Origin of the sequence: Kitasatospora sp. NPDC001539, assembly GCF_040298565.1 — a bacterium.
Taxonomy (GTDB): domain Bacteria; phylum Actinomycetota; class Actinomycetes; order Streptomycetales; family Streptomycetaceae; genus Kitasatospora.
This window is the reverse complement of sequence record NZ_JBEPAK010000319.1, coordinates 1-6,726: the sequence shown is the minus strand read 5'-3', so window position 1 is coordinate 6,726 and position 6,726 is coordinate 1. Positions and strand designations below refer to the sequence as shown.

At 73.4% G+C, this 6,726-nt stretch carries 8 protein-coding genes; 6 read left to right on the top strand and 2 right to left on the bottom strand.

The features are described from left to right. Nucleotides 1–124 precede the first annotated feature (124 nt). A complete protein-coding gene (locus ABT247_RS30435; RefSeq protein ID WP_350748966.1) occupies nucleotides 125–835 on the bottom strand; it encodes a DUF5324 family protein in 711 nt (236 codons plus the stop codon). A 457-nt stretch (nucleotides 836–1,292) separates the two neighbouring features. Here ABT247_RS30435 and ABT247_RS30430 point away from each other — a divergent pair, with 457 nt between their 5' ends. Further along, complete coding sequence (locus ABT247_RS30430; RefSeq protein ID WP_350748963.1) at nucleotides 1,293–2,186, top strand: rhomboid family intramembrane serine protease; 894 nt, start codon at nucleotides 1,293–1,295, stop codon at nucleotides 2,184–2,186. Between the two features lie 348 nt (nucleotides 2,187–2,534). On the opposite strand, the gene crgA is transcribed toward ABT247_RS30430, so the two are convergent. Continuing rightward, nucleotides 2,535–2,783, bottom strand: a complete 249-nt coding sequence (gene crgA, locus ABT247_RS30425; RefSeq protein ID WP_270145659.1) for a cell division protein CrgA — start codon at nucleotides 2,781–2,783, stop codon at nucleotides 2,535–2,537. Between the two features lie 170 nt (nucleotides 2,784–2,953). Here crgA and ABT247_RS30420 point away from each other — a divergent pair, with 170 nt between their 5' ends. The 5 genes from ABT247_RS30420 to ABT247_RS30400 all read left to right on the top strand — a co-directional run bounded on the left by ABT247_RS30420 (nucleotide 2,954) and on the right by ABT247_RS30400 (nucleotide 6,642). Continuing rightward, the gene (locus ABT247_RS30420; RefSeq protein ID WP_392896077.1) at nucleotides 2,954–3,709 is read left to right on the top strand and encodes a DUF881 domain-containing protein; all 756 of its coding nucleotides are present in this window, start codon (nucleotides 2,954–2,956) and stop codon (nucleotides 3,707–3,709) included. Between the two features lie 80 nt (nucleotides 3,710–3,789). Further along, nucleotides 3,790–3,969 carry a hypothetical protein gene (locus ABT247_RS30415; protein WP_350748960.1) on the top strand — a complete coding sequence of 60 codons (180 nt, stop codon included), beginning with the start codon at nucleotides 3,790–3,792 and terminating at the stop codon, nucleotides 3,967–3,969. Nucleotides 3,970–4,022: 53 nt separating this feature from the next. Further along, entirely contained in the window at nucleotides 4,023–4,685 is a 663-nt protein-coding gene (locus tag ABT247_RS30410) for an aminodeoxychorismate/anthranilate synthase component II (RefSeq protein ID WP_350748957.1), read from the top strand. A 5-nt stretch (nucleotides 4,686–4,690) separates the two neighbouring features. Beyond that, nucleotides 4,691–5,776, top strand: coding sequence for a class E sortase (locus ABT247_RS30405; RefSeq protein WP_350748955.1), 1,086 nt, complete (start codon nucleotides 4,691–4,693; stop codon nucleotides 5,774–5,776). A 35-nt stretch (nucleotides 5,777–5,811) separates the two neighbouring features. Then, entirely contained in the window at nucleotides 5,812–6,642 is an 831-nt protein-coding gene (locus ABT247_RS30400; RefSeq protein ID WP_350748952.1) for a class E sortase, read from the top strand. Nucleotides 6,643–6,726 lie beyond the last annotated feature (84 nt).

Sequence of the window (6,726 nt, the reverse complement as noted above, 5' to 3'; positions counted from 1 at the left end):
CAGTTGGTAGTGCGCTGCCTTTCCATGCCAGATGTCAGGAGTTCGAGTCTCCTATGCACCACAGCGCCTGACCGCCGCCCGACCTGTGCCCAGGTCGGCCGCCGTTCTGTTTTCCGGCCCGCCGCTACGCCTGCGGGCGGTCGTCCTCGGCCGGTTCCACGGACTCGGCCGCGTCCTGCGCGGTGACTCCGTTCACCGGGGCGGTGGCGCTGTGGGCGCCGGCCGGCGGGCGGGACTCCGGGGCCGGCGGCTCGATCAGCCACTCGGGGTTGCTGTGTCGGCGCCACCACTGCCAGGCGACGACGCCGCCGGCGATCGCCAGCGCTCCCGCGACCGCGAGACCGGTGCCGCGGCCGCCGCGGCACCGGGACTTCTTGGCGTTCCGGGCGGCGAGCCGGCTGATCTCGGCCGCGCTGACGTTCCCGTGGAGGGCGGTCAGTGCGGCGGCGCCGCGGGCCTGGGCCTCGTGGGCGACCGGGGAGACCGCGGCGCGGGCGTCCCCCACCACGTGGGCGACCCGCGGGGCGACCGTGGCGCGGGCCGTGTCGGCGGCGCGGCCGGCGGAGAGCCGGGCCGCCAGGGCGGCCTCCTGGGCGCGGTGGAGGGCCTTCAGGACGTTCTGCTGGGCCTCCGGGGGCAGACTGGCGAAGGCGTGGCCGAATTGTGGGGCGAGGTGCTTGTCGTAATGGACGCGGAGGTGGTGGGCTGCCTCAGAGGCCTTCGGCCCGAGCGCGTCAAGGGCGGGCCCGAGGCGCTGTTTGGCGCCGTCCGCGAACTGCACGGCGGTGTCCCGGGTCCGGGTGGCCGTCTCACGGGCCGAGTCCGAAAAGCTCACGAGTCTCTCCTCCTGGGTGGCGTCCTTTATTGCACATATCCACCTGAATGCTGATCATGCATCCTGAATTGTCCACTCGGCACGCCGGGCTGGGCCGGGCGGGGGCTTGTGGGGTGGGGGCGGTCGGGTGTGGTGGGTGGGGCGGGTGTGGGGGTCCGGGCGGGGCCCGGGGTGGGGTCGGGGAGCGGGTGTGGTGCGCTGCGCCGGGCTGGGCCGGGCGGGGGCTTGTGGGGTGGGAGCGGCCGGGTGTGGGGTCCGGGCGGGGGCCGGGTGGGGTCGGGGAGCGGTGTGGTGCGCTGCGCCGGTCGGGTCGGGTCGGGTCGGGTCGGGCCGGGTCGGATGCGGGGGCGGGGTCGAGGAGCGCGTGTGGTGCGCTGGGCCGGGCTGGGCCGGGGGAGCGGGGTGGCGCAGTAGGCTGGCGGCTCCGGTGGTCGGGTACGGGAAGGGGCGAGCGCTGATGCTCCCGGACGAGCCGCGGCAGTCGACGGGGCCGGCCCCGGAGGGCGGGCTGCCCGGTTGCTACCGGCATCCGCAGACCGCCACCGGGATCACCTGCACCCGGTGCGAGCGGCCGATCTGCCCCCGGTGCATGGTGGCGGCCTCGGTCGGCTTCCAGTGCCCGGAGTGCGTCGGCGACGGGCACGCCGGGACGCGCCGGGCGACCACCCGGTTCGGCGGCGCGCTGACCCAGCACGGCGGGCTGGTCACCCGGGTGCTGGTCGGGATCAACGTGGTGGTCTGGGTGCTGGCCGCCTACGTGCTGAGGCCGAGGCTGGCGGAGGTCTGGTCGCTGGCCAGCGCCGGGCGGGACGTCAGCGGCGGCCCGTACGGCATCGCGGACGGCCCCGACCAGTGGTACCGGCTGGTGACCGCCACCTTCCTGCACCTGGAGTGGTGGCACATCGGGACGAACATGCTGGTGCTGCTCTGGCTGGGCCCGCCGCTGGAGGAGGCGCTCGGCAGGGTGCGCTTCCTGGCCCTGTACCTCGTCGCGGGCCTCGGGGGCAGCACCTTCGCCTTCCTGGTGGCGGGCGACTGGATGCAGTCGCTGGGCGCCTCGGGGGCGGTCTTCGGCCTGATCGGCGCGACGATCGTGATGCAGCTGCGGAACAGGGCCGCGCTCGGCCCGGCGGTGGCCTTCCTGGTCTTCAACCTGGTGGTGACCTTCTCCCGCCCGACCATCGACTGGCGGGCGCACCTCGGCGGCCTGGCCCTGGGCGCGCTGACGGCTTTCGGCCTGATGTACGCCCCGCGGGCACGCCGCGGTCTGGTGCAGGGGCTGACCCTGGCGGGTGCACTGGCCGTGGAGGCGGCGATGCTGGGCGTCGGAATGGCCCTCTACGGCGGGTGACGCTCCCGGACGATTGTCCACAGCCGTCCACAGCGGGTGCGGGGCTGTGCACAGGCTGTGCGCCGGACGTCCGGTGGACTGGTGTTCTACGCGCGTCCTGCTGTGCGGATCCGGTGCCGCCGGGGGATCGTGCCCAGCTGTGGACGGCCGCGGCCGGAAAGGTTATCCACAGGCTGTGGGGACTTTTCCCCAGTGTGGATAACCATGTGGATAAGCCCGACTGTGTGATGGTGGGGAAAGCAGACGGCGCTGCGGGCCGCGCCCGGGCACGCCGAACCGCCGCTCCGGGACCCGCGATCCGAAGCGGCGGAAAACGGCTCGAACCCGAGCCTCAGGACGGGCGGAGCGTCACTTCCACTGGGTGGAGACGCCGAACCCCGCCGCGATGAAGCCGAAGCCCACCAGGATGTTCCAGTTCCGCCAGCTCTCGACCGGGTAGCTGCCGCTGGTCACGTAGTAGGTGACGATCCACACCAGGCCGATCAGGAACAGTGCCAGCATCAGCGGCGCGACCCAACCGCGGCCCGAACTGATCTTCACCGCGGCCGTCGTCGGCGGGGTGTAGTCGGACTTCTTGCGGAGTCGAGACTTCGGCACGAGGAGCTCTCCTGTCGATGCGCTGTGAGACCGCGCGGAGGTGCAGCGGGTGGGACGCCGGCGGTGGTCGTGGAGCGCTCAGGGACCGCTCCCCCACCTGCCACCGGCGTCCGTTAGCGTAGTGGCTCGGCGGGTCTCGAGGAGATAAGGGTACGGTGACTAATTTGTCGATTCCTCCCCGGAGGGCCGGTACCCGCCGCTCCGGCATCCGAATTGTCGGACGTGCCCTGACCTGCGCGGTGTTCGCACTCGCCGGCCTGCTCTTCTACGTCAGCGCCCAGACCGCCCGCGGCACCGACCTGCGGACCGACAACTCGCTGCTCAGCCTCGGTGACGTGATCCGCCAGCGCAGCTCGCAGAACCAGCAGGCGCAGGCCCAGCTGGCCGACCTCCAGGCCCGGGCGCAGGACCTCACCGAACAGCAGGCCAACAGCCCCGCCGATGCCGCGCAGCTGGACGGCCTGCGGCGCGGCGCGGCCCTGGAACCGCTGCAGGGCGGCGGCCTGACCGTCACCCTCAACGACGCCCCGCCGAACGCCACCGCGCGCATCCCCGGCGTCCCCGAGCCGGGCGTCAACGACCTGGTCATCCACCAGCAGGACATCCAGGCCGTGGTCAACGCGCTGTGGCGGGGCGGCGCCGAGGGCGTGCAGGTGATGGACCAGCGGCTGACCTCCACCAGCGCGGTGCGCTGCGTGGGCAACACCCTGCTGCTCCAGGGCCGGGTCTACTCCCCGCCGTACGTGGTCAGGGCGGTGGGCAGGACGGACGCGCTGCGGGCAGCCGTCGAGGCGGACCCGGACATCCGCAACTACCTGCAGTACGTCCAGGCGTACGGACTGGGCTGGAAGGTCCAGGAGAGCGGCGACCTGACCCTGCCCGGCTACTCCGGCACCGTCGACCTGCGCTCGGTGGCGGGCCAGTAGCGGCCGAGTGGCGGACCGGCCCCGCGGCTGTGGATAGCGGGTCTACTCTTGACCCCAGTCCGCTACGTCGAGGGAGCACCATGTACGGCTGGATCTGGCGTCACCTCCCGGGGAACACCCTGGTCCGGGCCGTCATTTCGCTGCTCCTGATCCTGGGGATCGTCTACCTCCTCTTCACCTACGTCTTCCCGTGGGCGGAACCGCTGCTCCCCTTCGGTGACGTCACAGTGGACGGCGGCGACGGAGCCGCGGCCGGCTGACCGGCGGGCCCGGCAGTTCCCCCATGCACCGCACCCACGGAGACCACGCGCGAATGACCACCCAGCCGACCCCGCCCCGCATCCTGGTCGTGGACAACTACGACAGCTTCGTCTTCAACCTGGTCCAGTACCTGTACCAGCTCGGCGCCACCTGCGAGGTGGTGCGCAACGACGAGGTGACCGTCGAGCACGCCGTCCGCCGGTCGGGTGAGCAGGGCTTCGACGGGGTGCTGCTCTCCCCCGGGCCGGGGGCGCCCGAGGAGGCCGGGGTCTGCATCGAGATGGTGCACCACTGCGCCGCGGTCGGGCTGCCGGTGTTCGGCGTCTGCCTGGGCCTGCAGTCGATCGCGGTCGCCTACGGCGCGGTGGTCGGCCGGGCGCCGGAGCTGCTGCACGGCAAGACCTCGCTGGTCGAGCACGAGGACGGCGGGGTGTTCGAGGGCCTGCCCTCGCCGCTGACCGCGACCCGCTACCACTCGCTGGCCGTCGACCCGGCCACCGTGCCCGACGAGCTGGTGGTCACCGCCCGCACCGAGAGCGGCGTGATCATGGGCCTGAGGCACCGTGAACTGCTCGTCGAGGGCGTGCAGTTCCACCCCGAGTCGGTGCTGACCGAGGGCGGGCACCGGATGCTCGCCAACTGGCTGGCGGAGTGCGGCGACCCGCACGCCGTGGACCGGTCGGCCGGGCTCGCCCCGGTGATCGGCCGGGGCTGAGCGGCGTGACCGCGGTGCGCCCGGAGGGGCGTTACCAGCCGGGGCCCGGCCCCGACGGCGGTGCCGGGCCGTACGGCGGCGCGTCGTACGACGGTGGCCCGGCCGACGGGCCGTACCCGCAGCAGTACCCCGTCCAGGGCGCGCCCGAGGACGCCTGGGGCGTCTACGAGCAGGCCGGGGAGCCCGCCGCGGGCGGCCCGGAGTACCCGTGGCTGCCTGACCAGACCCTTCAGCTGCGGCTGCCCGCCGACGGCGGTCCGGCCGCGGAACCCGCCCCGCCGACCGGGGGCCGGGCCGAGCGGCGACGGGCCGCCCAGGGCCGCACCTCGGTGCGCTCGGGCGGCGGTCGGCGGCGGGCGAAGGGCCGGGCGGGCGGACGGGCACGGCCCAAGGAGTCCGCGGTCGTGGTGGGCGCCCGGTTCGTCGGCGAGCTGTGCATCACGCTCGGCGTGGTGATGCTGCTGTTCGTCGCCTACCAGCTCTGGTGGACCAACGTGCAGGCCGACGCGGCCGCCAGCAGCGCCCGCGACCAGCTGGAGCAGCAGTTCGACGCGGCCCAGGGGCCGGCCCAGCCGGGACAGCCGGCGCCGGACCCGAACAAGCCCGAGGCGTTCGCGCCCGGCAAGGGCTTCGCCATCATCTACCTGCCCAAGCTGGGGCTGAAGTTCCCGATCGCCGAGGGGACCGACAAGTCGGCGGTGCTCGACAAGGGCCTGGTCGGCCACTACACCAACACCGGGATGCCGGGCGACAAGGCGAGCAACTTCGCGCTGGCCGCGCACCGCAACACCCACGGCGAGCCGTTCCGGTACATCAACCAGCTGAGCAAGGGCGACAAGGTCGTGGTGGAGACCGCCACCGCGTACTACACCTACGAGATCACCGGCGGCATCCCCGAGACCTCCCCCAGCAACGTGAGCGTGATCAAGCCGGTGCCGAACGGCTCCGGTTACACCGGCCCCGGCCGCTACATCACGCTGACCACCTGCACGCCGGAGTTCACCTCCAAGTTCCGGCTCATCGTCTTTGGCAAGATGACCGAGGAACGGCCGCGCAGCCAAGGCAAGCCGGCCGCGATCACGGGCGGATAGCCGCCCGCATCCCGTTCGGAGGGGGAGCACCGCAGATGCAGGACGACGGGACCGCACGGCCGGCCGGGCCGGACCGGGAGGCCGACCCCCCGAGCGGGGACGGCCCCCAACCGGACGGCGGAGGCCGGGCACGGCGTGCCCGGAGCCGGGCGCTGGCCGCGCTCGGCGTCCTCGGCGAGCTGTTGATCACCGCGGGCCTGGTGCTCGGCCTGTTCGTGGCCTACTCGCTGTGGTGGACCAACGTGGAGGCGGACCGCGCCGCCGCGGCGGCCGCCGACAAGCTGCGCGGGGCCTGGGCCGCGGGTCCGACCGCCGGTCCCCGGCCCGCGCCCGGCAGCACCCCCGCACCCGGCGCGCCGGCCGCGGCGCCGGCGATCGGGGACGACGTGGGCTTCCTGCACGTCCCCGCGATGGGCGGGGACTTCCAGGTGCTGATCCGGATGGGCACCTCCACCGACGTCCTGGACGAGGGCGTGGCGGGCGTCTACGAGCAGCCCTACCGGGCCGCGATGCCCTGGGACCAGACGGGCAACTTCGCGCTGGCCGCCCACCGGGACGGCCACGGTGCCAAGTTCCACGACCTGGACGCCGTCTCCAGGGGCGACGCGATCGTCGTCGAGACCAGGGACAAGTGGTACGTCTACAAGGTCGACAACACCCTGCCGGAGACCTCGAAGTACGACACCGGGATCGTCGCGCCCGTCCCGACCGGCTCCGGCTACACCGCTCCGGGCCGCTACATCACCCTGACCACCTGCACCCCGGTGTACACCTCGCGGTACCGGATGGCCGTCTGGGGGAGCCTGGTGCGGGTGGACGACATGGACGCCAAGCGCACCCCGCCGCCGGAGCTGCGGCACTCCTGAGGCGCCGCAGCCGACGCGGCGTCACAATCGGTCCAGGACGGGCCGAGAACGGCCCGAGGGCCCGTCGCGATCACCGCGACGGGC